This is a genomic window from Pseudomonas fluorescens (assembly GCF_900215245.1).
Lineage (GTDB): Bacteria > Pseudomonadota > Gammaproteobacteria > Pseudomonadales > Pseudomonadaceae > Aquipseudomonas > Aquipseudomonas fluorescens.
This window is the reverse complement of sequence record NZ_LT907842.1, coordinates 1,329,042-1,354,848: the sequence shown is the minus strand read 5'-3', so window position 1 is coordinate 1,354,848 and position 25,807 is coordinate 1,329,042. Positions and strand designations below refer to the sequence as shown.

The following is a 25,807-nucleotide window of genomic DNA, read 5'->3' as shown; positions in this document are numbered from 1 at the left end:
AAGCATCGACTGAAACACCACATTCGCGAGCAAGCCCGCTCCCACATTTTTAGAGCGTATTACTTGCCGAGCTTGCGCAACTCATCCGACTCCACCACCCGCACGCCATCTTGCTCTTCCAGCGCCAGGCGCCACATGGCGCGGGCCAGTTCGCAAACTTCGATACCGTGGTATTTGCCCGGAATCAACCGCGACAACGGCCCGGCAATCTTCTCGGCCAGGCGCGATTCCAGACGCTCCCCCAGCAGCAAAGAAGGCCGCACGATGGTCAGTTGCGGCCAGTCCTGAGCCCTCAACGCCTGTTCCATCTCGCCTTTGACCCGGTTGTAGAAGATTGAGGATTTCGGGTCGGCGCCAATCGCGCTGATGACGATCAGGTGCCGTGCGCCCAATTCCCGTGCGCGCTTGGCGAAGGCCACTACCATGTCCAGGTCGACAGCTTTGAAGGCGGCCTCGGAACCCGCTTGCTTGATAGTTGTACCCAGGCAGCAGAAGGCGATATCCACCTGGCCGCTCAATTGCGGCAGGAACACTGCCGGGTCACCCACGGGGTTTTCCAGGCGTGGGTGTTCGGCCAGTGGTTTGCGACTCGGCGCCAGTACGCGGGTCACCGTCGGCTCGTTGAGCAGGCGGTCCAGCAGGTGCTCGCCAGTCAGGCCGGAGGCGCCGGCAAGCAAAATATGCTGAGGTGTCAGGTACATGGTGTTTCCCCCTTGTTACACGTTACAGCTTAGTTGCCTTTGGCTTCCTTGCTATTCATTGAGACGCTTTCGAGCGCCTTTCGTGCCTGCTGTTTACGTAATAGTTGCCAATGGGCGATCACGCCTTTGGGCGCCCAGATCTGCGGTTCGGAGGCTTCGAAGTTGTCCGCCTGTTCGCGTTCGGCGACATGCAGTTGCGCCAGTTTGAAGGCTTGTTGCAAGTCATCGGTCTGGTTGAAGGCTTGTGCGAAAAGGGCATCGCCGAAGTAGGTGAAGTCTGCCTCTTCTGAGCAACCGAACGACACGCGGTCGGCGCGGGAGGCGGTCATGATCAGCGTGCGTTCGTCCTTCAGTGCCGGGATAAAACCGCCCGAGTAGCAGGCGGAAATCACGATGATCTTGTCGCGGTTTTTCAGCGGCGCGAGCACGGCGGCCAGTTCATCGGCAGGCAGGTCGGCCAGTTCCATGCGCGGTTGGTCCAGCACCAATTCATGTTCGTGGGTGCCGTGGCTGGTCATGTAGATAAACACCAGGTCTTGCGGCCCGGTGCGTTCGGCGAGGGTTTGCACGGCGCGGCGCAGGCTTTCGCGGGTGGCCAGGGGGCGGTCGGCGATGTGGTCGCGGTGGTTGACCAGGCGAATCTGCCCGCGCGCCCCGAAGCGGGTGGCGAGCAGGTTGCTGACGTAATCGGCCTCACGCAGGAACACGCTTTGCTTGCCATCACCGGCCAGCGCGAGGGTGTACAACTCGACGGCGCCCGTTGAGGGTGGCACGGCAGCGAGGGCGGCATCGAGCAGGCGGCCTTGGGCCAGTACGCCGATTTCCAGCGGGTCGGGCAGTAGCTTGCCGTCGGCATCGCGCACGCGCATGCCATTGACCCAGGTGCCGGCCTGCACGGTGCCGTCGGTGAGGACGAGGGTGCCGGTGCCTTGATAGCTGTCGCTGTCGAAGCCGCCGATGTAGAAGCTGCCATCCGTGAGGTTCAGGCGGCCTTGACCGGAGAAGCGCCATTCACTGAACTGGCCGACATAGTGGCTGCCATCAACGCCGATCAGCTCGCCTTTGCCACTGAGTGCGCCTTCCTTGAACTGACCGATCCACACGTCGCCGTCGGCGTTTTCATAACGGCCTTTGCCATTGAGCTGGTTCTGTTTGAACTGGCCGACATAGATATCGCCGTCGGCGCTGTTGAAGGTGCCGTTGCCTTCGAGCTGGCCGTCGACAAAGTGGCCGCTGAACTGGTTGCCACTGTCGTCGTTGCGCTGGCCTTCGCCATTCGGTTTGCCGTGGGCGAACTGGCCCTGGTACTGGCTGCCGTCGGGCAGTTCCAGGCGGCCGAGGCCGGAGTACTGATCGTCCTTGAATTCGCCGCGGTAGGTCATTTGCCCCTCTTTGAGGGTGCCTTCGCCGTTGCGTCGACCGTTCTTGAAACCGCCGACGTAGCTGCTGCCCGCCGTGGTCAGGCTGCCCTGGCCGTCGAACAGGCCTTGCTGGAACTGGCCTTTATAGACCTCGCCGTTGCTGCCATGCCATTCGCCCTGGCCATGCCACTGGCCTTTGTCGAACTGGCCGGCGTACCAACTGCCGTTGGGGTAGTCCACGCGACCCTGGCCTTGCAGTAAGCCATTGACCACATCGCCACGGTAGCGGCCGCCGTCGGGCAGGCGCGCATCGGGCGGCAACAGCGATTCGCCGTCTCCGCAAGCGGTGAGCAACAGGGCAAGGGCAAGGGGAGCGAGTGGGCGCATAGCGGGATCCGGATAATTGAGCGCCGAGTATGCCGCAGCTGCGAGTTTCATACATAAATTTACATACACTGTGGCAAGGTTTATCCCCTCACCACAGGCAAGGCCTTACACGAAGCAGAGTGACAGCGACTCAGCGATGTAAGCAGGTTTTTCCTGGCCTTCGATTTCCAGCGTGGCGGTGGCCTTAAATAGCCATTGGCCAGGTTTTTTCTCGTTGACGTCGGTGAGCGTGACGTTCAGGCGGACCTTGGAGTCAACCTTCACGGGCTGGATGAAACGCACGCTGTCCAGGCCATAGTTGACGGCCATCTTCAGGCCTTCGGGCATGATCAGGATGTCTTCCATGAGCTTGGGCATCAACGACAGCGACAGGAAACCATGTGCGATGGTGCTGCCGAATGGCGTCTTGGCCGCCTTGACCGGGTCGACGTGGATGAACTGATGATCGCCAGTGGCCTCTGCGAACAGGTTGATACGCGCCTGGTCGATGGTGAGCCATTCGGAACGTCCCAGTTCCTTGCCGACATAATCTTTGAGTTGCGCTACAGGTACATAGGGCATTGCGACTCTCCTTGGTTCATCGTTTTTTTAGATGTGCGAATTCCATCTTAGATCATCATGGGCAACCAGCCCGGTCAACCCACCATGCTTTTGGCGAATGCCGGCGCATAGAGCGGGCGTGCTTATAATGCGGGCGAGCGTCGAGGGGGAGAGAACGCATGCTGTTACGTGGCCTGACATGGCTGGTGCTGTTTCAATTGATGGGCACCGCCATCAATCATTTGCTGTTGCCGGTGCTGCCGGGGCCGATCATCGGCTTGCTGTTGATGCTGGGGTTTCTGATCTGGCGCGGTGAAGTCGGCGAACCCTTGAGCCTGGCCGCCAGCAGTCTGTTGCGTTATTTGCCGTTGCTGCTGGTGCCGCCGGCGGTGGGCGTGATGGTGTATGCCAAGGACATTGCCGCAGACTTCTGGGCCATCATCGGCGCACTGGTGTTGTCGCTGGTGATTGCCATGGGCGTTGTCGGCGTACTCATGCAGTCCATGGTCAAGCGCAAGGAGGAGGATCAATGACCGTCGACTGGCACGGCGCATGGACGGCAGTGATTCATCACCCGCTGTTCGGCATCGGTATCACCCTTGGCGCCTATCAACTGGTGCTGGCGGCGTTCGAGAAAACCCGCTGGATCTTCCTGCAACCGGTCCTGGTGTCCATGCTGCTGGTCATCGGCGTCTTGCTCTCCTGCGGCCTGACTTACGCCGAGTACCGCAAGAGCACCGAGATCATGGGCATCCTGCTCGGTCCTGCAACCGTGGCCCTGGCGGTGCCGCTCTTTTTGAACCTGCGCAGGATTCGCCAATTGTTCTGGCCGATTTTTACTACGCTGGTGATAGGCGGTGTGTTGGCCACCGGTTTGTGCGTCTTGCTGGGCTGGGGGTTTGGCGCCGAACATCGGATGCTGATGACCATGGCGCCCAAGTCGGTCACCTCACCGATAGCCATGCTGGTGGCCGAGCAGATCGGCGGCGTGGCCGCGCTGGCCGCCGTGTTCGTGCTGATTACCGGCGTGATCGGCGCGATGATCGGCCCGGCGTACCTGTCACGGTTGGGCGTGCACAGCCCTGAGGCGCGCGGCATGGCCCTGGGCATGACCGCCCACGCCGTCGGCACGTCGGTGGCCTTGCAGGAAAGCGAAGAGTGCGGCGCCTTTGCGGCGCTGGCCATGAGTCTGATGGGTGTGGCCACGGCGGTTTTTCTGCCGCTCGCCGTGTCCGTGATCGTTTAAACCGGGTTTAAGGAAACCTTTATGAGTCTGGCGCTGTTCCCGCTCAATACCGTGCTGTTCCCTGGCTGCACCCTCGATTTGCAACTGTTCGAGGCGCGCTACCTGGACATGATCAGCCGCTGCATGAAAAAGGGCGAAAGCTTTGGCGTGGTGTGCATCCTCGACGGCAGGGAAGTGGGCGTGGCCCCGGACGGCTATGCACTGATCGGCTGTGAAGCGCTGATCCGCGATTTCAAACAACAGGATAATGGCCTGCTGGGGATTCGCGTTGAAGGTGGGCGAAGGTTTCGTGTGCGTGACGCGGGGGTGCAGAAGGACCAGTTGCTGGTGGCCGAGGTGCAATGGCTCGAAGAAGTGCCAGACCAGCCTTTGGAAGAAGAGGATGCCGACCTGTTGGCGTTGCTTCAGGCCCTGGCCGAGCATCCGATGGTCGCCTCGCTGGACATGGGCACCCACGCCGACGGCCAGCAAGCCCTGGGCAATCAGCTCGCGTACCTGCTGCCGTTCACCGAGGCCGACAAGATCGACCTGCTGCAACTCGATGATCCGCAGCAACGGCTGGATGCGATCCAGATGTTGCTCGACGAATTGCAGGGCGAACTGTTCACTCAATAGGCGTAGCGCAACAAGGCGTGCGGGGTGCCGGTGAGGGCGATAAAGCTCAGCACTGCCAGCAGCACCGGAAGCAGCAGCCACCAGGTTTTCTGCGGCATGGCCGGCAGCGGGCTGCGATACTGGATGACGGCCAGGCTGAACGCGCACACCGTCATCGCCAGCAGCGTGCCAGCGAGGATGTCCGTCGGCCAATGTGCGCCAAGGTAAACTCGCGACAGCGCAATGAAGGCGGCCGGAATACAGCCCAGCAGCATCCAGGTCAGGCGCAACCGCGTGGGTTGGCCGCGACCGGCCAGCACCGCCAGCGCCAGGAAAAACGCAAAGGCGCCGGAGGCGTGGCCGCTGGGCATGCTGAAGCTGGTCAGTGGGTCCGTGAGGATTTCCGGTCGACCACGGGCAAAAAACAGTTTGGTGCCGGTGTTGATCACCGCCGCCCCCGCCAAGGTGGCGCCGACGAACACGGCATGCCGCCATTGCCGCGCCACCAGCAGCAGGCCAGTGAAAATCGCGCTGGCGATAAACATCTTCCTGAACTCACCCAGTTGGGTAATCCGCACCATCACCTCGTCCAGCCACGGGCTGCGGTGCTCCTGCACCAGCGCACTGAGGCCCTGGTCGAAGTGGTTGAGGTGGGGATAACCGATAAACAGGGCGATCAACAAGGTCAGGCTGGCGCCACCGACCCACACAGTGGCGCGACGATGGCCGCGCAGGCTGCTGTTCAAGCTCAAACCCAGCAACACCGCGATACACCCGGCAACAATCCCGGCTTCCAGCCAGAAACCTTCCGGCAGCGGCAGGCGGAACGCGGCGCCGGTGGCCCAGCCTGGCAGCAGGTAGGCCACCGACCAACCGGCGGCGGCCAGCACGCTGACGGCGGCAAACCGTGGGAACGGCATATCGCACATGCCCGCCACCATCGGCAGCATGGGGCGCAGCGGGCCGATGAAACGCCCGACCAGCAGGCTGGCGATGCCGTATTTGTGGAAGTAGGTTTCGGCGCCGTTCATCCATTCCGGGTGGTGGCGTAAACCGGGCAAACGCCGGATGTTCTGATGGAAGTGTCGGCCCAGGTAGTAGGAAACCCCGTCGCCAAGCAAACCGCCGAGAAAGCCCAGCAGCAAGGTTTCACTCAGCGACAGCGCGCCGCTGCCGGCCAGGGCCGCAATGGCAAACAGCAAGACGGTGCCTGGCACGATCAGACCGGCGATGGCCAGGCATTCAACGCACGCGACGATAAATACCGCCACCGCCAGCCATTCGGGGTTCAGTGTGAGCCAGCCGGTAATGCTATCGAGCCATTGGCCCATAAAACGTCACTCCATTTATGCAAGACATAACCTGAGTCAGTGGCCCCGTTGCGCGGCCGGTCTCACTGTTCAATTCAATTCAAATCAAAAAATAATCACGACCTTCGACCTGGCCCCGGCGCAGTGGGTTCCGGGTGCAATAAGGCGCATAGCCAGCATCGACGAAGCGGTACATCAGGTGTTCATCGCGCCCGCTGGGGATGCCCAGGCGGGTGGTCTGGATGATCTGTGTCGGGGTTTGGCCTACGTCTTCAACAAACAGCCGTTCCTGATCGAAGCGCTTGGCATCCCACACCGGCACTTTCAGGCCCAGGGCTTTGCACAGCAGCGTTTGGCCGGCGCAGAGCTTTTGCGATGGGCGCGGATGGCCATTGGCGTCCGGGTTGTTGAGCAGCATCTGCGCCAGGCTGGCCGGGCCGGACACCTCATCGACCCACGGATAAGCCGATTTGATCAGCACCGCATTGCCGGGGCCGTGAGCGCTGAAGTTCAGCGAATCACCACCACGGGCGTAGTACATGTAGATGTGACCGCCATCCAGAAACAAAGCCTTACGCTTTTCTGTGTAGCCAAGCGATGCATGGCTGCCTTTTTCGGCCACGTAATAGGCTTCGGTTTCAATAATTCGCGCGCAAAGCCAGATATCGCCGACGCGATGACGTATGACTTTTCCGAGTAGTTCTCGCGCAAGAACTTGCGCGTCACGGTCGAAGAAACGGTCGGGCAGGGCGCTGGCGGTGGGCTGCGGAGCAAAACTGGGCATGGCTGTCTGGGGTTAATACGGCTAAATGTGACGGAATAATAACAACTCCCGCCTTAATTACGGCTGAACCCCAGGTTTTTACAGTTCATTTCGACCATCCGCCCCTCACCGCTGTCAGTCAGGCGGCGTCACAGCTATAATCTGCCGCTTTCCTCTTTGCCAAGACTCCCTGACCATGACTGAGTCCGTTCTTGACTACATGACCCGCCTGGGTCGCGCTGCCCGGCAGGCCTCGCGGTTGATCGCCCGTGCGAGCACTGCGCAGAAGAACCGCGCCCTGTTGGCCGCCGCCGATGCTCTGGATGCTTCGCGCTCCGAGTTGGCGGTCGCTAACGAACGGGACCTGGCCAATGGCCGCGCCAATGGCCTCGAGCCAGCCCTGCTGGACCGCCTGGCGCTGACGCCGGCGCGTATCGACGACATGATCGAAGGCCTGCGTCAGGTGGCCAAGCTGCCTGACCCCATCGGTGAAATCCGCGATATGCGCTACCTGCCATCCGGCATTCAGGTGGGCAAAATGCGCGTGCCCCTGGGCGTGATCGGCATTATTTATGAGTCGCGCCCGAATGTGACCATCGACGCTGCGAGCCTGTGCCTCAAGTCGGGCAACGCGACCATCTTGCGTGGCGGTTCCGAGGCGATCAATTCCAACCGCGCCATTGCCGCGTGCATTCAGCAGGGCCTGGCCGTGGCCGAGTTGCCGGCCGAAGTGGTGCAGGTGGTGGAAACCACCGATCGCGCCGCCGTAGGCGCGCTGATCACCATGCCGGAATTTGTCGACGTGATCGTGCCACGCGGTGGCAAGGGCCTGATTGAGCGCGTCAGCCGTGATGCCAAAGTGCCTGTGATCAAGCACCTCGACGGCGTGTGCCACGTGTTCATCGACGTCGCCGCCGATATCGACAAGGCGATCCGCATCGCCGACAACGCCAAGACCCACCGCTATGCCCCCTGCAACACCATGGAAACCCTGCTGGTGCACGTCGGCATTGCCGATCGCGTGCTGCCGCCGCTGGCTGCCATCTACCGGGACAAGGGTGTGGAATTGCGCGGTTGTGAGCGTACCCGGGCGCTGCTCGGTGCGGACGTGATCGAGGCGACCGAAGAAGACTGGTACACCGAGTACACGGCGCCGATCCTGTCGATCAAGATCGTCGACGATCTGGACCAGGCCATCGAACACATCAACACGTACGGCTCCAAGCACACCGACGCTATTGTTTCCGAGCATTTCAGCGACGCCCGGCGTTTCCTCAACGAAGTGGATTCCGCTTCGGTGATGGTCAACGCTTCGACGCGGTTTGCCGACGGCTTCGAGTATGGCCTGGGGGCGGAGATCGGCATCTCCACCGACAAGCTCCACGCACGCGGCCCGGTTGGCCTGGAAGGCCTGACCAGCGAGAAGTACGTGGTGTTCGGCGACGGTCATGTGCGCACTTGATGGCTAAACGCATCGGGCTGCTCGGCGGTACCTTCGACCCCGTGCACATCGGCCATTTGCGCAGTGCCCTGGAAGTCGCGGATGCCCTCGCGCTGGATGAGCTGCGCCTGGCACCCAATGCACGGCCGCCGCATCGCGATACGCCGCAGGTGTCTGCGCAGCAGCGCCTGGAAATGGTGCGCCTCGCCGTAGACGGGATTGCGCCGCTGGTGGTGGACGACCGCGAGCTCAAACGCGATAAACCGTCCTACACTGTCGATACCCTGGAACTGATGCGTGCCGAGTTGGCCGCGGATGACCAGTTGTTTCTGCTTTTGGGCTGGGACGCATTTTGCGGCCTGCCCTCTTGGCATCGCTGGGAGGAACTCCTCCAGCATTGCCACATCCTGGTTTTGCAACGCCCGGATGCCGACAGCGAACCGCCGGATGCCTTGCGCAACCTGCTGGCCGCGCGGTCGGTAAGTGACCCCTTGGCCCTGACCGGGCCGAACGGGAATATTGCATTCGTCTGGCAGACCCCGCTTGCGGTGTCCGCCACCCAGATCCGTCAACTGCTGGCCAGCGGGAAGTCGGTACGTTTCCTGGTGCCTGACGCGGTCCTGGCCTACATCGATGCGCACGGACTTTACCGTGCGTCGAACTGAAAAGGCGCGCTTGAACGCACGAACAATCGTGCAGCGAGCGCCCGAACATACGAGCAAAACGAGTTTTATATGACGAACAAAGACGTAAGCAAAGTTAAGCGCAAAGGCACGTTCAAAAGCGCCCCGCTGCCAGTTGAAGCGCACACCGGCCCTGAACTGGCTGGCGAAGAGCTGGTAAAAGTCGCCGTGGCTGCCCTGGAAGATGTTAAGGCCCAGGACATCCAGATTCTGGACGTGCGCGACAAGCAGAGCATCACCGACTTCATGATCATCGCCACCGGTACCTCCAACCGCCAGATCGGCGCGATGCTGGACAAGGTTCGCGAAGCCGTCAAAGCCCAAGGCGTGAAGCCGCTGGGTGAAGAAGGCAAGGGCGACAGCGACTGGGTACTGCTGGACATGGACGACGTGATCGTTCACATGATGACTTCCAACGCCCGTCAGTTCTACGACCTGGAGCGTCTGTGGAAAGGCGCCGAGCAGAGCCGTGCCGCTGATGGCAAGCACCACAGCCCGGAAGTGGGCCACGCGCACTTCGACAAGCTCAACAAAGACCAGGAATAAGGAACGGCTGTGCGCCTGCGTCTGATCGCTGTCGGTTCACGCATGCCCAAGTGGGTGGAAGAAGGCTGGCATGAGTATGCCAAGCGTCTGCCCGCTGAGCTGTCGCTGGAACTGGTGGAAATACCGCTCAACACCCGGGGCAAGAATGCCGACGTGGCGCGCTTTATCCGTCAGGAAGGCGAAGCCATGTTGGCCAAGGTCGGCCCCAACGAGCGCATCGTCACCCTTGAGGTGCACGGTAAGCCCTGGAGCACCGAGCAGTTGGCGGTGGAACTGGACCGCTGGCGCCTGGATTCGCGCACCGTCAACTTCATGGTCGGCGGTCCCGAAGGGCTGGCGCCGGAGGTCTGTGCACGGGCGGACCAGCGCTGGTCGCTGTCGGCACTTACGCTGCCGCACCCGTTGGTAAGGATTCTGATCGGTGAACAGCTGTATCGCGCCTGGACAGTTCTGTCCGGGCACCCTTACCACAAATAATCTGCGCCCCTCCCGATGACCCAGCCGATCCGCATCAAGGACCACGAGAAAGACGCACGTCTGGTGCGCTCGCGGGTCATTTTCGGCGCGTTTTTGGTGGTGGGTCTGATTGCGGTGCTGATTGCGCGCCTGTATTTCCTGCAGGTGATCCAGTACGACTATCACTCCACGCTGTCGGAGAACAATCGGGTGCATGTGCAGCCGATTCCGCCGACCCGTGGGCTGATTTTCGACCGCAATGGCGTGGTGGTCGCGGATAACCGGCCCAGCTTCAGCCTGAGCATGACCCGTGAGCGTTCCGGCGACTGGCAGCAGATCCTCGATGTCATCGTCGAAGTGCTGCAACTGACGCCGGAAGACCGGGTGATCTTCGAAAAACGCATGAAGCAGGGGCGCCGGCCCTTCGAGCCGGTGCCGATCCTGTTTGAGCTGACTGAAGAGCAGATCGCACGGATCGCGGTGAACCAGTTCCGGCTGCCCGGTGTGGAAGTGGTGGCGCAGTTGGTGCGGCATTATCCGCAAGGGGCGCATTTTGCCCATTCGGTCGGCTACATGGGCCGAATCAACGAGAAAGAGCTGAAAAGCCTCGATCCGGTGAATTACAGCGGCACCCACCACATTGGCAAAACCGGTATCGAGCGTTTCTACGAGCCCGAGCTGCATGGCCAGGTGGGTTACGAGGAAGTCGAGACCAACGCCCGAGGCCGCGTGCTGCGGGTGCTCAAGCGCACCGACCCGGTGCCGGGCAAGGACATTGTGCTGAGCCTGGACATCAAGCTGCAGGAAGCGGCCGAGATGGCGCTCGGCGGTCGGCGTGGCGCCGTGGTGGCGCTGGACCCGAAGACCGGCGAAGTGCTGGCGATGGTCAGTCAGCCGAGTTTCGACCCTAACCTGTTTGTGACCGGAATCAGCTTCAAGGCCTACGCCGAACTGCGTGATTCGGTTGATCGACCGCTGTTCAACCGCGTGCTGCGCGGGCTCTATCCGCCAGGCTCGACGATCAAGCCGGCGGTGGCGATTGCCGGCCTGGATTCGGGCGTCGTGACCGCATCGAGCCGCGTGTACGATCCGGGCTACTACATGCTGCCCAACTACGATCACAAATACCGTAACTGGAACCGCACCGGTGACGGCTATGTCGACCTGGATACCGCGATCATGCGCTCCAACGACACCTATTTTTATGACCTGGCCCACAAGCTGGGGATCGACCGGCTATCTGCCTATATGGGCAAGTTCGGCCTGGGTCAGAAAGTCTCCCTGGACATGTTCGAAGAATCCCCCGGCCTGATGCCGTCGCGGGAGTGGAAGCGCGCGACCCGTCGCCAGGCGTGGTTCCCGGGTGAAACCCTGATTCTCGGGATTGGCCAGGGTTATATGCAGGCGACGCCGCTGCAGCTGGCTCAGGCCACGGCGCTGGTGGCCAACAAGGGCATCTGGAACCGCCCGCACCTGGCCAAGACCATCGAGGGCGAGAAACCTGTGGATGAGAACCCGATTGCTGACATCGTGCTGCGCGACCCGTCCGACTGGACCAAGGTCAACCACGGCATGCAGCAAGTGATGCACGGCGCCCGTGGTACCGCGCGCAAGGCAGCGGTCGGCGCGCAGTATCGGATTGCCGGCAAGAGCGGTACCGCCCAGGTGGTCGCGATCAAGCAGGGCGAGAAATATGACCGTTCCAAGGTTCAAGAGCGCCACCGTGACCACGCCTTGTTTGTCGGGTTTGCCCCGGCCGACGACCCGAAAATCGTGGTGGCGGTGATGGTTGAAAACGGCGAGTCCGGCTCCGGCGTCGCAGCGCCCGTGGTGCGTCAAGTGATGGATGCCTGGCTGTTGGCCGACGACGGCAGGCTCAAACCCGAGTATGGCGGCCCCCCTTCAAGCACCGAGGTTACGGCCCGTGAAGAGTAATTTTGACCGCATCCTCTCCAGCGAAGATGTGATGCGTCGGCGTGCGACGTTGCTGCAGCGTTTGCACATTGATGGCCCGTTGCTGATCCTGCTGCTGACCCTTGCCGCCGGCAGCCTGTTCGTCCTTTATTCGGCCAGCGGCAAGAACTGGGACCTGTTGATCAAGCAGGCCTCATCGTTCGGCCTGGGTCTGTTGTCGATGGTGGTGATTGCCCAGTTGGAGCCGCGTTTCATGGCGCGCTGGGTGCCACTCGGTTATGTCGCCGGGGTATTGCTGCTGGTGGTGGTGGACGTGATGGGCCACAACGCCATGGGCGCGACGCGCTGGATCAACATTCCAGGGGTGATTCGCTTCCAGCCGTCGGAATTCATGAAGATCCTGATGCCGGCGACCATCGCCTGGTACCTGTCCAAACGCACCTTGCCGCCACAGCTCAAGCACGTCGGGATCAGCCTGATCCTGATCGGCGTGCCATTCATTCTGATCGTGCGCCAGCCGGACCTCGGCACCTCGCTGCTGATCCTCGCGGGCGGTGCGTTCGTGCTGTTTATGGGCGGTTTGCGCTGGCGCTGGATCCTCAGCGTGCTGGCTGCGGCCATCCCGGTGGCCGTGGCCATGTGGTTCTTCTTTATGCACGACTACCAGAAGCAGCGGATCTTGACGTTCCTCGACCCGGAGAGCGACCCGCTCGGCACCGGCTGGAACATCATCCAGTCCAAGGCCGCGATCGGCTCTGGCGGTGTATTTGGTAAGGGCTGGTTACTGGGCACTCAGTCGCACCTCGACTTTTTGCCCGAGAGCCACACCGACTTCATCATCGCGGTAATGGGCGAAGAGTTCGGCCTGGTGGGCATTTGCGCGCTGTTGCTGATTTATTTGCTGTTGATTGGTCGCGGGCTGGTGATTACCGCGCAAGCGCAGACGCTGTTCGGTAAATTGCTTGCCGGCAGCCTGACCATGACTTTTTTTGTTTACGTTTTCGTCAACATCGGTATGGTCAGTGGCCTGTTGCCGGTGGTTGGGGTGCCGTTGCCGTTCATTAGCTACGGCGGAACTTCGCTGGTGACATTGCTGTCAGCGTTTGGGGTTTTGATGTCGATTCACACGCATCGCAAGTGGATCGCGCAGGTTTGAATAAGGTGAAGATGTCAATGCAAGTAATGCGCGGCTGGGCGACTCGGCATGCGTCCTGGATGGGCCTGATTGGGCTGCTGGGCGCGACGCAAGAGGTGCAGGCCGGTGACTACGATGGCTCACCCCAGGTCGCCGAATTTGTCGGTGAAATGACCCGCGACTACGGTTTCGCCGGTGAACAGCTGATGGGCGTGTTCCGCGAAGCCCAGCGCAAGCAGGCGATCCTCGACGCGATCTCGCGTCCCGCCGAGCGTGTAAAACAGTGGAAAGACTATCGCCCGATGTTCCTCACCGACGCCCGTGTGGCCCGTGGTGTGGATTTCTGGCGCCAGCACGAGGCCGTGCTGGCGCGCGCCGAGCAGGAGTACGGCGTGCCGGCTCAGGTGATCGTCGCGATCATCGGCATTGAAACCTTTTACGGGCGCAACACCGGCAGCTATCGGGTGATCGACGCCTTGTCGACCCTGGGCTTCGATTACCCGCCGCGCGCCGAGTTCTTCCGCAAGGAGCTGCGCGAGTTCCTGCTGCTGGCCCGCGAAGAGCAGGTTGATCCGCTGACCCTCAAAGGCTCCTACGCCGGTGCGATGGGCTTGCCGCAGTTCATGCCGAGCAGCTTTCGTGCTTATGCGGTGGATTTCGACGGCGACGGCCACATCAACATCTGGAGCAACCCCGACGACGCCATTGGCAGCGTGGCCAGCTACTTCAAGCGCCACGGTTGGGTGTCTGGCGAGCCGGTAGTGGTGCGTGCCGAGGTTACCGGTGATCGCGCCGACGAAGGCCTGACCCAGGGAATCGAGCCGGTCAAGACCGTCGGGGAGTTGCGAGCGCTGGGCTGGTCGAGTCAGAATGCGCCACGCGATGATATGCCGGTGACGGCGTTCCGCCTCGAAGGTGAAAACGGCCCGGAATACTGGATGGGCCTGAAGAATTTTTACGCAATCACGCGTTATAACCGCAGTGTGATGTACGCCATGGCCGTGCATCAGCTGTCAGACATGCTGGTCCAAGCACGGGGCAACAAGTAATGCGGGTATCGCCGTTCAATAAACCGCTCAAGCTGGTGGCGTTCGCCGCGTTGTCCCTGCTGGTCGTCAGTTGCTCATCCACCACCAGTCGCGCGCCTGCGAAGAAGGGCGGCGCTATTGTCCGTGCCCAGCCGGGGTTGGACATCAACCGCGCGCACAAAGACGGCGCGCCCTGGTGGGATGTCGACGTTTCGAAAATCCCGGATGCCACGCCAACCCTGCACACCGGGCCGTACAAGGCCAACCCCTATACCGTGCTGGGCAAGAACTACTTTCCGCTGCAGGATTCCAAGACCTATGTCCAGTCGGGCACAGCGTCCTGGTATGGCACCAAGTTCCACGGCCAGAACACCGCCAACGGCGAAGTGTATGACCTGTACGGCATGAGCGCGGCCCACAAGACCTTGCCGCTGCCCAGTTACGTACGCGTCACCAACCTGGACAACAACCGCTCGGTGATCCTGCGGGTCAACGACCGTGGCCCGTTCTATTCGGACCGGATCATCGACTTGTCCTACGCCGCGGCCAAGAAACTCGGTTATGCCGAAATCGGCACCGCGCGGGTGAAAGTCGAGGGCATCGACCCGGCGCAGTATTGGGCCCAGCGTGGCAAACCGGCACCGTTGATGCTTAACGAACCGCAAACTCCGCAACCGCAAGTGACCGCATCCGCCGGCAAGATCGAACAGTGGACACCGCCTCCGGCACAGCACGCGCCGGACACCGTTGTCGTGCCGCGCGCGGCACCGGGGGCCTCCACCGTGGGCGGTCAGTACCTGCAAGTGGGCGCTTTCGCCAACCCGGACGCGGCAGAACTGTTAAGGTCCAAGCTCAGCGGCATGGTCAATGCGCCGGTTTTCATCAGCTCCATCGTACGTAACCAGCAGACCCTGCACCGTGTGCGCATGGGGCCGATTGGCTCGCCAAGCGAAGTGGCGCAGGTTCAGAACAGCGTACGCCTGGCCAACCTGGGGCAACCCAGCGTGGTCACCGCTGAATAACAAAGATTGATGGCTCAGGCGCGTACGCGGGCCTGAGCCCTGGTTGTTGGCTCGTTGAACAATAAAAACCCAGGGGCAAGGGGTGAGCGGGCAACCGAACACGTGACAGTCTGGCAGCGGGCTGTCTGAATAGTTTTGCCCGCGAGGGCAAGTTTCCATAAGCAATTTCGAGAGACGGATGAACATCACCACCTTAGCCAAACGCACGTGCCTGCTTCTTTCGCTGATCATCACTCCGGCCGCCTGGGCGGTTGAAATGGTGCCGGCTTCCCCGCAACTGGCCGCCAAGGCCTGGGTTCTCATGGATGCCGCCAGCGGCAACGTGCTGGTCGAGAACAACGGTGACCAGCGTCTGCCACCGGCCAGCCTGACCAAGCTGATGACGGCTTACATCGCGACCCTGGAAATCCGTCGCGGCCAGATCGGCGAAAACGACCCGGTCACGGTCAGCGAAAATGCCTGGCGCACCGGCGGTTCGCGGATGTTCATCAAGGTGGGTTCGCAAGTCACCGTGAGCGACCTGCTGCACGGCATCATCATCCAGTCGGGTAACGACGCCAGCGTGGCCCTGTCCGAGCACATCGCCGGCAGTGAAGACGCGTTCGCCGACTTGATGAACAAGACCGCCGGCGACCTGGGCTTGACCAACAGCCACTTCATGAACCCGACTGGCCTGCCGAACCCTGAGCACTACTCGTCGGCTCACGACATGGCGGTGCTGGCTCGCGCGATCATCCGTGTCGACCCGGTGCACTACGCGATCTACTCCCAGAAGGAATTCTTCTGGAACAACATCAAGCAGCCTAACCGCAACCTGCTGCTGTGGCGCGACAAAACCGTTGATGGCCTGAAAACCGGCCACACCGACGAAGCCGGCTACTGCATGGTGTCGTCCGCTGTACGTGATGGCCAGCGCCTGATCGCCGTCGTATTCGGCACCAACAGCGAGCAGGCCCGTGCGGCCGAGACGCAAAAACTGCTGACCTACGGTTTCCGATTCTTCGAAACCCAGACCTTCTACCAGAAGGGTGCCGAGCTTGCGTCCGCGCCGGTATGGAAAGGTGCTACCCACCAAGTCAAGGCCGGCCTGGCTGAAGACCTGACCCTGACCATGCCTAAAGGCCAGCTGAAAAAGCTCGCTGCCAGCATGACCATGAACCCGCAATTGGTCGCGCCAATCGCCAAGGGTGACGTTATCGGTAAAGTCGAAGTGAAACTGGACGACAAGGTGGTGCACAGCGCCGACCTGATCGCGCTGGACGCCGTCGACGAAGGTGGTATCTTCCGCCGCGTGTGGGATAGCATCCGTCTATTCTTCTACAGCTTGTTCAACTGATAAGTGTGCACCTGCAAAGCCCCGTGTTAATCCGACACGGGGCTTTGCCCGTCGCCACGGCTTACGCTTACGAGGCCGTTACGCCATGACCGATAAAGAAGTAAAGGCGCCAAAGATCGAATTCCCAAACGTGGACTATCCCGTCAAGGTGATCAGCGATACCGGTGTGGGCAACAAAGACACGATTCTTGAGATCGTGCGTAAACACGCGACAATCAATGACAACCGGGTGGACGAGCGTTTGAGCTCCAACGGTAAATACACCACGATCCAGTTGCACATCGTTGCGACCGGTCAAGATCAGCTCTACGACATCAACAGTGAACTGCGGGCCACCGGCTTCGTGCACATGGTGCTGTGATGTCAGAGGTCCTGGGCTTTCGCGAGCTCGGCCAGATGGACTACGAGCCCGTCTGGCACGCCATGCAGCGCTTCACCAATGAGCGCGGAACCTCGGCCCCGGATGAAATCTGGCTGGTGGAGCACCCGCCGGTGTTCACCCAGGGCCAGGCCGGCAAGGCCGAGCACCTGCTGTTGCCGGGGGATATTCCGGTGGTGCAGGTCGACCGAGGTGGTCAAGTGACATACCATGGCCCGGGTCAGCTGGTGGCTTATCTGTTGCTGGACGTGCGCAAGCTTGGGTTTGGCGTACGTGACCTGGTAAGCCGTATGGAGGCTTGCCTGATCGAGCTGTTGGCCAGTTACGGCGTGAATGCCGCGGCCAAGCCCGATGCACCCGGTGTGTACGTGAACGGCGCGAAAATCGCCTCACTCGGTTTGCGGATTCGCCACGGTTGTTCCTTTCATGGCCTGGCCCTGAATGTGGACATGGACCTGGCGCCGTTTCGGCGGATCAACCCGTGCGGTTATGCCGGGCTGGCGATGACCCAACTGAGCGACCACGCCACACCGATTAAATTTGCCGAGGTAAGTGCCCGGCTGCGTGCGCAGCTCGTCAAACACCTCGACTATGCTGAGCAGACGACCCTCACGGGCGGAATCGACTGATTATGACTACTGATGCAGTGCAAACCATGATCCCGACGCTGGATGTTACCGAACGTCCGGCCCCGGCCCCGCGTGCCAAGGTGGAAGCCGGCGTCAAGCTGCGCGGCGCCGAGAAGGTTGCACGCATCCCGGTGAAGATCATTCCGACCACCGAACTGCCGAAAAAACCGGACTGGATTCGCGTGCGTATCCCGGTTTCGCCGGAAGTCGACCGTATCAAGGCCCTGCTGCGCAAACACAAGCTGCACAGCGTGTGCGAAGAAGCGTCCTGCCCGAACCTGGGTGAGTGCTTCTCCGGCGGCACCGCCACCTTCATGATCATGGGTGACATCTGCACCCGTCGTTGCCCGTTCTGCGACGTTGGCCACGGCCGGCCGAAGCCGCTGGACGTGAACGAGCCGGAAAGCCTGGCCATTGCCATTGCCGACCTGAAACTCAAATACGTGGTAATCACCTCGGTAGACCGCGACGACCTGCGTGACGGCGGTGCTCAGCACTTTGCCGACTGCATCCGCGAAATCCGCAAGCTGTCGCCGAACGTGATGCTCGAAACCCTGGTTCCTGACTATCGCGGTCGCATGGACGTCGCGCTGGAAATCACCGCGGCCGAGCCACCGGATGTGTTCAACCACAACCTGGAAACCGTGCCACGCCTGTACAAGGCGGCGCGCCCGGGTTCGGACTACCAGTGGTCGCTGACCCTGCTGCAGAAATTCAAGCAGATGATGCCGCACATCCCGACCAAATCCGGCCTGATGCTGGGCCTGGGCGAAACCGACGAAGAAGTGATCGAAGTCATGAAGCGCATGCGCGAACACGACATCGATATGCTGACCCTGGGGCAGTACCTGCAACCGTCCCGCAGCCACTTGCCGGTGCAGCGTTTCGTGCACCCGGACACCTTCGCCTGGTTCGCCGAGGAAGGTTACAAGATGGGCTTCAAGAACGTGGCGTCCGGCCCTCTGGTACGGTCCTCGTACCACGCTGATGAACAGGCCAAGCTGGTCAAGGCGAGCCTGGTTTCCTGATAGGGTTTGCGTAACGCCGCTTATCCAATGTGGGAGCGGGCTTGCTCGCGAAAGCGGTGTTTCAGTCGACGGATGTGTTGGCTGGCACTCCGCCTTCGCGGGTAAGCCCGCTCCCACATTTCGTTCTGCGTTGTTATAAAGAGGGAGAGCATGGATGACGACTCAACTCGCGGCGGCGGTGCCTGTTTTGCGTGCCGAAGGTGTGATCGGCCTGATCGCCCCTGCCGGCCCTGCCGCACTGGATGTTGAAAAAGCCGGGCAATGGATGCGCGCCCGTGGCCACGAACTGCGGATATTCTCGGGTGTGTATGAGCGCGACGGCTACCTGGCCGGCAGTGATGACGTGCGCCTGCGCGACTTGCACGCGGCTTTTGCCGATCCGCAAATCGATGCCATCTTCTGCCTGCGTGGCGGCTACGGCACACCGCGCTTGCTCGACCGGCTGGACTTCGAGCTGATTCGCGCCAATCCCAAACCGTTCGTGGGTTATAGCGATATCACGGCGCTGCACCTTGCCATCAACCGTTACGCGGGTTTCGTGACCTTTCATGGGCCGATGCTTAACGCCGACCTGCTCGGTGACAAGCAGCCGCCTACCGAGTCGTCCTTGTTCAGCCTGCTACGGGGCCAACTCCGCGCCGGTAGCGTGCTCGCGCACCCGGTGGCCTACCCGCTGACGACGATTGAGCCTGGCATCGCCTGTGGGCGCTTGCTCGGCGGCAACCTGTCAATGATCGCGGCGGTGATGGGCACAGCCTACGAAATCGATGCGCAAGGCATCATCCTGTTTATCGAAGACGTCAACGAGCCGATTTATCGAATTGACCGCCTGCTGACCCATTTGCGCCTGGCGGGCAAGCTGGCCCAGGTCGCGGGTGTGTTGGTGGGCGACGTGTCGGGGGTGGATAACGCGGCGCTTTCGCGGCTGCTGAAGCAGACCTTCGAGCCGTTGTGCATACCGGTGTTGTCCGGCTGGCGCAGTGGCCACTGCGATCCGAACCTGACGCTGCCAATGGGCGCGTTGGTGCGTTTGAATGCAGGGGAGCAGCGGGTGGTGCTGGAGCAGGATGTCGTTCTGAGCTGATTTTCGTCTGTCATACGGTCTTCGAGAGCAAGCCCGCTCCCATATTCAACCGTGTCCATACGTTGGAGTGCGGTCTAATGTGGGAGCGGGCTTGCTCGCGAATAAGGCAGCCGCCGTATGCCGATCTAGCGGCTCTGCAACGACTCCAGCAGTTTCACCGTCGGATACCCATCCGCCGGCCAACCCAACGACTGCTGCGCCGCTCGGATCGCCTTACGCGTATTCGCGCCGATGATGCCGTCCGGGTTGCCGGCGTCATAGCCTTTGGCGCTGAGCGCCGTCTGCAAATCGATGCGCTGGGAACGACTCAGCGGCAGTTCATCTTTTGGCCAATCGCCACGAATCACACCGGCGCCCCCAAACCGCTCTGACAACAGGCCCACCGCCAGCGCGTAGGACGACGAGTTGTTGTACTTGAGAATCGCGCGGAAGTTATCCAGCACCAGGAACGCCGGGCCACGGTAGCCTGCCGGCAGCAGCAGGGCAGCGGACAATTGGTCGACGTTTGGCGGCATGCTCGCGCCTGGCGGCAGCTGGATGCCGAGCTTCATCCACTCGCCAACGGGCTTGCGTATGCCGCCATCGGCGAGGGCGTAATCGAAGTTCGCCGGCAACTGGTTGACCTCAAAGCCCCACGGCTGGCCTTTCTGCCAGCCGGAGCTTTGCAGGTAGTGCGCGGTAGAGGCGAGGGCGTCGGCTGGGCTGTTCCAGATATCGCGACGACCGTCACCATCGAAGTCGACGGCGTGGGTGTTGTAGGTGGTCGGGATGAACTGGGTCTGGCCCATGGCGCCGGCCCAGGAGCCTTTCATCTGGTCGGCGGAAATATCGCCATGCTGGATGATTTGCAGCGCCGCCAGCAGTTGCGCCTGGGCGAAGGCCGGGCGACGGCCTTCATAAGCCAGGGTCGCCAGGGAGCGAATCACCGAATTATTGCCCTGGAACTGACCGAAATTGCTTTCCATCCCCCACACCGACACCAGCGCCTGGCGGTCGACGCCATAACGTTGCTCGATGCTTTGCAGGATATCGGCGTACTTGATCAGCAAGGCCTGGCCGTTACGTACGCGCACCGGCGACAGGGCACCGTCGAGGTATTCCCATACCGGCCGGGAAAATTCCGGTTGGCTGCGGTCTGCGCGAATTACTGCCATGTCGGGGGTGACGCCGGCAAAGGCGTTATCGAAGACGGTGGGCGCAATCCCGGCTTTCATGGCTTCCGCGCGAAAGCCAGCCATCCATTCGGCAAAGGTCTGGGTCGGTTGGATATCAAGATTGTCCACCGCCAAGGGCGCCACCACAGCAGGCGCAACGGCCGGCACGGTCTGGAGTTTTGGCAGGGGTTGAGCGTCCGCGGCGGTCGGTTTTTCCGCGCAGGCGACAAGCAGAATGAGGCTGGAGGCAGCAATCAATTGGCGAAGGTGCCAACGACGGGAAAGACTAGAGGGCATGCACAGGTCCAGGGATTACAAATCAGGTACAGACCTTATCATGCCGGAGGGGCGCTTGCCTTCAGGCAGCCAGAAAGTAAGAAGCCTCCCAGCTATTAGACTGGAAGGCTTCGCGGCGGTAGCTGCCTTTGCCCTTGCCGGCGCGTTCCTGACGGCTGCGGAACAGTGGCTGGGCGATGATGGATTTGGCCTTGTTGGGGCCATGCTTGGATGGCTTTTTGCTCATGTCGGTGCTCTCTTTATGCAGGCTTGAGATGGGATGAAGCGGTGCAAATCATCTGCCGAAGTGGCGCCGCTGTAAAGCCCGGCGCTGTGTAGGAAATAGACAGGCTCTGAACGGTTGCACCGTTAAAAGGTGGGAGCGGTTGAAACCGTTATTCAGCAGGCAATGTCAGGCGTTGGCCAGACATCAACAGTGACAAACGACTCAGGCTCATCCACGGCGAGCCGGCAGCCTGGCCTTTGATCTGCGCATCGATGCGCTGCGCTTCCAGCAACAATTGCGCCCAGCGTTGCGCCGAGTAGCGTTGCAGGGCTTTGCTCATCAGCGGTTTGCGCTTGTCCCACACGGGCGGTTTGGCCTGGCTGAAGCATTTGTCCAACGGTGTGCCCTGGCTGTATTGCAGGGAAATATTGGCCAGTACCCGCAGTTCCCGGGCCAGGGCCCACAGAATCACCGGTGGCTCCACCCCTTCACCACGCAACCCTTCAAGCATGCGCAACGCGTGGGCGGGTTCGCCGTTAAGAATCGCATCCACCAGCCCGAACACGTCAAAGCGAGCGCTATCGGCCACTGCGCCCTGGACGGTTTCGACCGTGATCTGCCCATCTTCAGCCATCAACTTGAGCTTTTCGATTTCCTGGGCGGCGGCAAGCAGGTTGCCTTCGACCCGGGCGGCAATCAGCTCTACCGCGTCTTGGGTCGCCGACAGCCCGGATTGGGACAGGCGCTGACGAATCCACTGCGGCAACTGGTTGCTGTCCACTGGCCAGATCTGGATGAACTGGGTTTGCGGACCTTCTACCAGTGCCTTGCCCCACTTGGTTTTCTGCGCGCTGCCATCAAGCTTGGGCAGGCTGATCAGCAACACCGTGTCTTCAGCGGGGCGCGAGCAGTATTCCATCAAGGCCGCCGCACCCTTGTCCCCTGGCTTGCCCGAAGGCAGGCGCAGTTCCAACAAACGTTTTTCGGCGAACAGCGACATGCTCGCTCCCGCTTGCAGCAGCGTCCCCCAGTCGAAACTGGCATCGGCACTGAACACCTGGCGTTCGTCGAAGCCTTGCTGGCGTGCGGCGGTGCGAATGGCGTCGGCGGCTTCCTGGCACAACAGCGGGTCATCACCGCTGACGATATAGACAGGCGCGAGGCCGCCTTGCAGGTGTTTGGCGAGTTGGGCGGGGGTGAGTTTCATAGGCGGGGCGAACGGGGCGCCAAAGGCGCCCCGTCTGGCTTACTCGACAGGGACTTCAACAGGCGACTGTTTCGGTGTGTTGTCTTCATACTCTTTCGCGGCTTTCAGGGCATCGGCGTCAGCTTTGGCCTTGTTGTCGGCAGTTTGCTGCAAGGCAGCCAGTTTGTCCGGGGACAGCTGTTGCAAGCGAACCATCAGGCGCTGCACCAGCTCACTGCGCATTTCCTTGCGAGCCTGGAGGATCTCCGAGTCCGAACCCACCAGGTTGTTACCGTCGTGGCTCACAACCTTCTGCACTTCAACCTTGTCACCCATCAACGGCAGGTGGTCGCGGCCTTGCAGTTCATAGATGACCAGGCTGCTCAGCTCAATGTCCGACGCACGGCCGGCACTGGCGTAGCTGAGGTTGCGCTGGGTTTCTTTCTCGTCCACCAGGACCAGTTTGTAGGGCGCGCCGGCGCCGACGCGCACACCGCTGTTTTCCAGGGTCTGGCGCAGTTGCGTCACGGTATTGCCGTAGGCGTTGCGGGCGCTGACGTCCAGTTCCTTGATGCTCAGTTCATTGGTGCCGGTGCCGCGCAGCTGGAAGCCGCAAGCGCTCAGCAGCACAGCGAGGCCCATCACCAGCAAATTGCGTTTGATCATTTTGTTGCTCCCCTTGAAACCATGTGGGCCTTATCGAGGCCTTAAAGGTTTAGTTCGGCGCAGGGCTCAAGCCCTGCGCCCGATCCGATTAGCTGGCGACGATATTGACCAGTTTGCCAGGCACTACGATCACTTTGCGGATCGTCAGGCCTTCGGTAAAGCGCAGCACGTTCTCGTTGATACGCGCGGCCGCTTCCACTTCTTCACGGCTGGCACTGGCCGGCATGTCGATCTGGCCACGCAGTTTACCGTTGACCTGAATCACCAGTTGCAACGTGTCCTGTACCAGGGCGCTGTCATCCTGTACCGGCCATTCGGCGTCGATCACCGCGCCGTCGTGGCCCAAGCGGCTCCACAGTTCGTGGCTGATGTGCGGCGTGATGGGCGCCAGCAGCAGCACGACCGTTTCCAGGCCTTCCTGTACCAGCGCGCGGTCCTGTTCGGTGGCTTGCGGCGCTTTTTCCAGCACGTTCATCAGCGTCATCACCTGGGCGATGGCGGTGTTGAATTTGTGGTTCTGGCCTACGTCCTGGCTCGCTTGGCGGATGGCCAGGTGCGTGCTGCGACGAATGGCTTTCTGTTCATCGCTCAACGACGCCACGTCCAGCGTGCCCGGAAGGCCCTGGCTGACATGAGCGTGCGCCAGGCGCCAGACGCGCTTGAGGAAGCGGTGCGAACCTTCGACGCCGGAGTCGGACCATTCGGCGCTCATGTCAGGCGGCGAGGCGAACATCATGAACAGGCGGCACGTATCGGCGCCAAACTGATCGATCATCGACTGAGGGTCGACGCCGTTGTTCTTCGACTTGGCCATCTTTTCGGTGCCGCCGATTTCCACCGGCAGGCCGTCGGCGATCAGCTTGGCGCTGATGACCTTGGCTTTGCTGTCACGCTCGAGTTCGACATCCGCCGGGTTGAACCAGGTGTAGGCGCCATTGGCTTCGCGGCGATAGTAAGTATCGGCGATCACCATGCCCTGGGTCAGCAGGTTCTTGAACGGCTCATCGGAGCTCACCAGGCCTTCGTCGCGCATCAGCTTGTGGAAGAAGCGCGCATAGAGCAGGTGGAGAATGGCGTGTTCGATGCCACCGATGTACTGGTCCACCGGCAACCAATGGTCGGCTGCGGATTTTTCCACCAGGCCGCCTTCATAGTGCGGCGAGGCGTAGCGAGCGTAGTACCAGGAGGACTCGACGAAGGTGTCCATGGTGTCGGTTTCACGCTTGGCCGGTGCGCCGCATTTCGGGCAGCTGCATTCGTAGAACTCGGGCATGCGCGCCAATGGCGAACCGGCGCCATCCGGCACCACGTCTTCCGGCAGTACCACCGGCAGCTGGTCTTCCGGCACCGGCACATCTCCGCAGGTTTTGCAGTGGATGATCGGGATCGGGCAGCCCCAGTAGCGCTGGCGGCTGATGCCCCAGTCGCGCAGGCGGAACTGAGTGCGCGAGGCACCGAGGTTTTTCTTGATCAGTGCGACTTCGATGGCGTCGAAAGCGCCTGCGAAGTCCAGGCCGTCGAATTCGCCGGAGTTGATCAGTTCGCCGTGCTCACCGTAGGCGTCCTGCCACGGGGCCGGGTTGGTATCACCCGAGCTGGTGCGCACTACCGACTTGATCGGCAGGTTGTACTTGGTGGCGAATTCGAAATCGCGCTCGTCGTGGGCGGGCACAGCCATTACTGCGCCATCGCCGTAGTGCATCAGCACATAGTTGGCGACCCATACCGGCAGCTTCTCGCCGGTCAGTGGGTGCTCGACGAAGAGCCCGGTTGGCAGGCCTTTTTTCTCCTGGGTGGCGACGTCGGCTTCGGCCACGCTGCCGCCTTTGCATTCGGCGATGAACGCCTGCAGCTCAGGGTTGTTCTGTGCAGCCTGGGTGGCCAGCGGGTGCTCGGCGGCCACGGCGACGTAGGTTGCGCCCATCAGGGTGTCTGGACGGGTAGTGAAGACTTTGAGTGCGCCCGCTTCGCCGATCGAGTCGACGTTGTACGGGAATTGCACTTCCATGCCTTTGGATTTGCCGATCCAGTTGCGCTGCATGGTCTTGACCTGTTCAGGCCAGCCCGGCAGGTCGTCGAGGCTCGACAGCAGTTCATCCGCGTAGGCGGTGATCTTGAAGTAGTACATCGGGATTTCGCGCTTTTCGATCAGCGCGCCGGAACGCCAGCCGCGACCGTCGATAACCTGTTCGTTGGCCAGTACGGTCTGGTCGACCGGGTCCCAGTTCACGGTGCCGCTCTTTTTGTAGATCACCCCTTTTTGGAACAGGCGAGTGAACAGCCATTGTTCCCAACGGTAGTAATCCGGCTTGCAGGTGGTCACTTCGCGGGACCAGTCCACCGCCAGGCCCAGGCTGCGCAGTTGGGTCTTCATGTAGGCGATGTTTTCGTAGGTCCACTTGGCGGGCGCTACGTTGTTTTTCATCGCGGCGTTTTCTGCCGGCATGCCGAAGGCGTCCCAACCCATGGGTTGCAGGACGTTCTTGCCGAGCATGCGCTGGTAGCGCGAGATGACGTCGCCGATGGTGTAGTTACGCACGTGCCCCATGTGTAGCTTGCCGCTGGGGTAAGGGAACATCGATAGGCAGTAGTAAGTCTCCTTGCCTGGCTGTTCACTGACTTCAAAGGACTTTTGCTCGTCCCAGAAGGATTGGGCGGCATTTTCTATTTCACGGGGCTGATATTGTTCGTGCATGGCTACTTTTGAACTGAATAG

Annotated in this window: 26 protein-coding genes; 16 read left to right on the top strand and 10 right to left on the bottom strand. The window is 61.3% G+C overall.

Annotated features, from left to right (window positions below):
• Positions 1–59 precede the first annotated feature (59 nt).
• The 3 genes from CPH89_RS06355 to CPH89_RS06345 form a co-directional block, all read right to left on the bottom strand.
• Positions 60–701 carry an oxidoreductase gene (locus CPH89_RS06355; protein WP_053258188.1) on the bottom strand — a complete coding sequence of 214 codons (642 nt, stop codon included), beginning with the start codon at positions 699–701 and terminating at the stop codon, positions 60–62.
• A gap of 29 nt (positions 702–730) precedes the next feature.
• Complete coding sequence (locus CPH89_RS06350) at positions 731–2,449, bottom strand: C13 family peptidase (protein WP_053258187.1); 1,719 nt, start codon at positions 2,447–2,449, stop codon at positions 731–733.
• A 105-nt stretch (positions 2,450–2,554) separates the two neighbouring features.
• Positions 2,555–3,010, bottom strand: a complete 456-nt coding sequence (locus CPH89_RS06345) for a MaoC family dehydratase (protein WP_053258186.1) — start codon at positions 3,008–3,010, stop codon at positions 2,555–2,557.
• 158 nt (positions 3,011–3,168) lie between these two features.
• Between CPH89_RS06345 and CPH89_RS06340 the strand changes: the two genes are divergently transcribed.
• From CPH89_RS06340 to CPH89_RS06330, 3 genes are read left to right on the top strand one after another with little or no spacing between them, the layout of a single operon-like run.
• Positions 3,169–3,522, top strand: a complete 354-nt coding sequence (locus CPH89_RS06340; protein WP_053258185.1) for a CidA/LrgA family protein — start codon at positions 3,169–3,171, stop codon at positions 3,520–3,522.
• Positions 3,519–4,235, top strand: coding sequence for an LrgB family protein (locus CPH89_RS06335; RefSeq protein WP_053258184.1), 717 nt, complete (start codon positions 3,519–3,521; stop codon positions 4,233–4,235). The genes CPH89_RS06340 and CPH89_RS06335 overlap by 4 nt, the downstream gene beginning before the upstream one ends.
• A gap of 21 nt (positions 4,236–4,256) precedes the next feature.
• Positions 4,257–4,850 (top strand): LON peptidase substrate-binding domain-containing protein, encoded by a 594-nt coding sequence (locus tag CPH89_RS06330; protein ID WP_053258183.1) that lies wholly within the window; start codon positions 4,257–4,259, stop codon positions 4,848–4,850.
• Here the strand turns inward: CPH89_RS06330 and CPH89_RS06325 are convergent.
• Together CPH89_RS06325 and CPH89_RS06320 are read right to left on the bottom strand one after the other, a co-directional pair.
• Positions 4,844–6,160 carry a bifunctional DedA family/phosphatase PAP2 family protein gene (locus tag CPH89_RS06325; RefSeq protein WP_053258182.1) on the bottom strand — a complete coding sequence of 439 codons (1,317 nt, stop codon included), beginning with the start codon at positions 6,158–6,160 and terminating at the stop codon, positions 4,844–4,846. The two genes, CPH89_RS06330 and CPH89_RS06325, sit on opposite strands and share 7 nt — an antisense overlap.
• A gap of 79 nt (positions 6,161–6,239) precedes the next feature.
• A complete protein-coding gene (locus tag CPH89_RS06320; protein WP_053258181.1) occupies positions 6,240–6,923 on the bottom strand; it encodes a DNA-3-methyladenine glycosylase in 684 nt (227 codons plus the stop codon).
• A 175-nt stretch (positions 6,924–7,098) separates the two neighbouring features.
• Between CPH89_RS06320 and CPH89_RS06315 the strand changes: the two genes are divergently transcribed.
• The 13 genes from CPH89_RS06315 to CPH89_RS06255 all read left to right on the top strand — a co-directional run bounded on the left by CPH89_RS06315 (position 7,099) and on the right by CPH89_RS06255 (position 19,583).
• A complete protein-coding gene (locus CPH89_RS06315) occupies positions 7,099–8,364 on the top strand; it encodes a glutamate-5-semialdehyde dehydrogenase (protein WP_053258180.1) in 1,266 nt (421 codons plus the stop codon).
• Complete coding sequence (gene nadD, locus CPH89_RS06310) at positions 8,364–9,008, top strand: nicotinate-nucleotide adenylyltransferase (protein WP_053258179.1); 645 nt, start codon at positions 8,364–8,366, stop codon at positions 9,006–9,008. The genes CPH89_RS06315 and nadD overlap by 1 nt, the downstream gene beginning before the upstream one ends.
• A 69-nt stretch (positions 9,009–9,077) precedes the next feature.
• Entirely contained in the window at positions 9,078–9,572 is a 495-nt protein-coding gene (rsfS, locus tag CPH89_RS06305; protein ID WP_053258178.1) for a ribosome silencing factor, read from the top strand.
• Between the two features lie 9 nt (positions 9,573–9,581).
• A complete protein-coding gene (rlmH, locus tag CPH89_RS06300; protein ID WP_003176297.1) occupies positions 9,582–10,049 on the top strand; it encodes a 23S rRNA (pseudouridine(1915)-N(3))-methyltransferase RlmH in 468 nt (155 codons plus the stop codon).
• A 15-nt stretch (positions 10,050–10,064) separates the two neighbouring features.
• Complete coding sequence (gene mrdA / locus CPH89_RS06295; RefSeq protein ID WP_053258177.1) at positions 10,065–11,963, top strand: penicillin-binding protein 2; 1,899 nt, start codon at positions 10,065–10,067, stop codon at positions 11,961–11,963.
• A gap of 31 nt (positions 11,964–11,994) precedes the next feature.
• Positions 11,995–13,098, top strand: a complete 1,104-nt coding sequence (gene rodA, locus CPH89_RS06290; protein WP_053258284.1) for a rod shape-determining protein RodA — start codon at positions 11,995–11,997, stop codon at positions 13,096–13,098.
• Positions 13,099–13,115: 17 nt separating this feature from the next.
• Positions 13,116–14,126 (top strand): lytic murein transglycosylase B, encoded by a 1,011-nt coding sequence (mltB, locus tag CPH89_RS06285; RefSeq protein ID WP_053258176.1) that lies wholly within the window; start codon positions 13,116–13,118, stop codon positions 14,124–14,126.
• Entirely contained in the window at positions 14,126–15,127 is a 1,002-nt protein-coding gene (locus CPH89_RS06280; RefSeq protein WP_053258175.1) for a septal ring lytic transglycosylase RlpA family protein, read from the top strand. The genes mltB and CPH89_RS06280 overlap by 1 nt, the downstream gene beginning before the upstream one ends.
• 178 nt (positions 15,128–15,305) lie before the next feature.
• Positions 15,306–16,463: a D-alanyl-D-alanine carboxypeptidase family protein gene (locus tag CPH89_RS06275; protein ID WP_053258174.1), complete on the top strand. Its 1,158-nt coding sequence runs from the start codon at positions 15,306–15,308 to the stop codon at positions 16,461–16,463.
• 85 nt (positions 16,464–16,548) lie between these two features.
• Complete coding sequence (locus CPH89_RS06270; protein ID WP_053258173.1) at positions 16,549–16,824, top strand: DUF493 domain-containing protein; 276 nt, start codon at positions 16,549–16,551, stop codon at positions 16,822–16,824.
• A complete protein-coding gene (gene lipB / locus CPH89_RS06265) occupies positions 16,824–17,471 on the top strand; it encodes a lipoyl(octanoyl) transferase LipB (RefSeq protein WP_053258172.1) in 648 nt (215 codons plus the stop codon). Before CPH89_RS06270 ends, lipB begins: the two co-directional genes overlap by 1 nt.
• 26 nt (positions 17,472–17,497) lie before the next feature.
• Complete coding sequence (lipA, locus tag CPH89_RS06260) at positions 17,498–18,499, top strand: lipoyl synthase (protein ID WP_162163623.1); 1,002 nt, start codon at positions 17,498–17,500, stop codon at positions 18,497–18,499.
• Between the two features lie 154 nt (positions 18,500–18,653).
• Positions 18,654–19,583: a S66 peptidase family protein gene (locus CPH89_RS06255; RefSeq protein WP_053258171.1), complete on the top strand. Its 930-nt coding sequence runs from the start codon at positions 18,654–18,656 to the stop codon at positions 19,581–19,583.
• Positions 19,584–19,708: 125 nt separating this feature from the next.
• On the opposite strand, the gene CPH89_RS06250 is transcribed toward CPH89_RS06255, so the two are convergent.
• From CPH89_RS06250 to leuS, 5 genes are all read right to left on the bottom strand, one after another.
• Positions 19,709–21,034: a lytic murein transglycosylase gene (locus CPH89_RS06250; protein ID WP_053258170.1), complete on the bottom strand. Its 1,326-nt coding sequence runs from the start codon at positions 21,032–21,034 to the stop codon at positions 19,709–19,711.
• 61 nt (positions 21,035–21,095) lie between these two features.
• Positions 21,096–21,260, bottom strand: coding sequence for an alternative ribosome rescue factor ArfA (gene arfA, locus CPH89_RS06245; RefSeq protein WP_003176285.1), 165 nt, complete (start codon positions 21,258–21,260; stop codon positions 21,096–21,098).
• Positions 21,261–21,408: 148 nt separating this feature from the next.
• Positions 21,409–22,446 carry a DNA polymerase III subunit delta gene (holA, locus tag CPH89_RS06240; protein ID WP_053258169.1) on the bottom strand — a complete coding sequence of 346 codons (1,038 nt, stop codon included), beginning with the start codon at positions 22,444–22,446 and terminating at the stop codon, positions 21,409–21,411.
• A 39-nt stretch (positions 22,447–22,485) separates the two neighbouring features.
• On the bottom strand, positions 22,486–23,091 hold the full coding sequence (locus CPH89_RS06235) for an LPS-assembly lipoprotein LptE (protein ID WP_053258168.1): 606 nt from the start codon (positions 23,089–23,091) through the stop codon (positions 22,486–22,488).
• Positions 23,092–23,179: 88 nt separating this feature from the next.
• A complete protein-coding gene (gene leuS, locus CPH89_RS06230) occupies positions 23,180–25,786 on the bottom strand; it encodes a leucine--tRNA ligase (protein WP_053258167.1) in 2,607 nt (868 codons plus the stop codon).
• Positions 25,787–25,807 lie beyond the last annotated feature (21 nt).